The 1,164-nt window shown below is 68.9% G+C and carries 2 protein-coding genes; both read left to right on the forward strand.

The features are described 5' to 3' along the window. Positions 1 to 111 precede the first annotated feature (111 nt). Positions 112 to 498 carry a hypothetical protein gene (locus tag ACMZ42_RS27225; protein ID WP_415733460.1) on the forward strand — a complete coding sequence of 129 codons (387 nt, stop codon included), beginning with the start codon at positions 112 to 114 and terminating at the stop codon, positions 496 to 498. A gap of 81 nt (positions 499 to 579) precedes the next feature. Further along, on the forward strand, positions 580 to 1,164 hold a 585-nt coding region (locus ACMZ42_RS27230), incomplete at its 3' end, for a hypothetical protein (RefSeq protein ID WP_415733461.1).

Below are 1,164 nucleotides of genomic sequence, written 5' to 3' on the forward strand. Positions count from 1 at the left end.
GAATACTGTTGACTCGGTTCTCAAGCTCTGCTGTTATTGACCCGTCGCCACATCCCTGCGGATGGGTTCAACTGCTCACCCCTGTCCCCGAATTCACCGAAGGGCCCAGCCATGTCCGGGTACTCCGAACCGCCGCCGCAGCGGGCGTACGCCCCCGCTCGCCCGCCGGGCGAGCGTCCGGCACACAACGGGCTGGGCACCACGGCACTCGTCCTCGGAATCACCGGCAGCGTCGTGGGCCTGGTCTGGGCGCTCTTCTGGCTTGCGGGGGCACTGGGTCTGCTCGCTCTCGCCCTGGGCCTGGCCGGCCGGGGCCGGGCCGCCCGCGGCGAGGCCACCAACCGCGGCGCGACCACCTTCGGAGCCGTGCTGGGCCTGATCTCGCTGGCCCTGTCGGGGGTCGGCGCGGTGCTCGTGAGCAAGACCGCGAACGATGCCACGGCGCCCCCCGTCACCGCTTCGTACCGCCCCGCCGATTCGAGCGCCACCCACCTCTGACGCACCCGCACCGGCCCGCACGCCGCTTTCCTCCGCCTCCCGCAGACCCGCTCTTCCCCGCCTTCCTCCCGGAGCCCTCCCATGCGCCTCCTCGCCCGTACCGCCGCCAATACCCTCTGCGCACTCACCGTGCTCGGCCTGGCCGCCTGCGGCACCGGCACGTCATCTTCCAAGGCTGCCGGCCCCTTCGCGGACATGTCGGGCCCCGAAGTCGCCAACAAGGCCTTCAAGACCACGAAGAAGGCAACGTCCATGAAGATCGCCGTCGACATGAAGACGGCCGACGGACCGATATCGGCCCACTTCGCCATGAGCACCTCCGGCAATTGCACCGGGACCATGTCCGCCGGCCCGGCAGGAACCATGGAGATCATCAAGACCGGAGACACGGTCTACACGAAGTTCGACGAGGCCATGCTGCGCGAACAGTCCAAGGGCGAGCCCGCCGCGGACGTCGACGCCGCGGTCGACCTGCTCGCCGGCCACTGGATGAAGTCGAAGGCGTCGGACCCCGACACCAAGGACATGCTCGAATTCTGCGACCTGGGCACCCTGCTGAAGGAATTCGAGTCGAACGACAACGCGGCCGGCAAGGACGGTGAGACCACCGTCGACGGTCGGCGTGCCCTGCGCCTCACCGAGAAGGACAGCGAAGGCACCTACACC

The sequence above is a fragment of the Lysinibacillus sp. NPDC056185 genome, assembly GCF_047737915.1.
Taxonomy (GTDB): domain Bacteria; phylum Bacillota; class Bacilli; order Bacillales_A; family Planococcaceae; genus Lysinibacillus.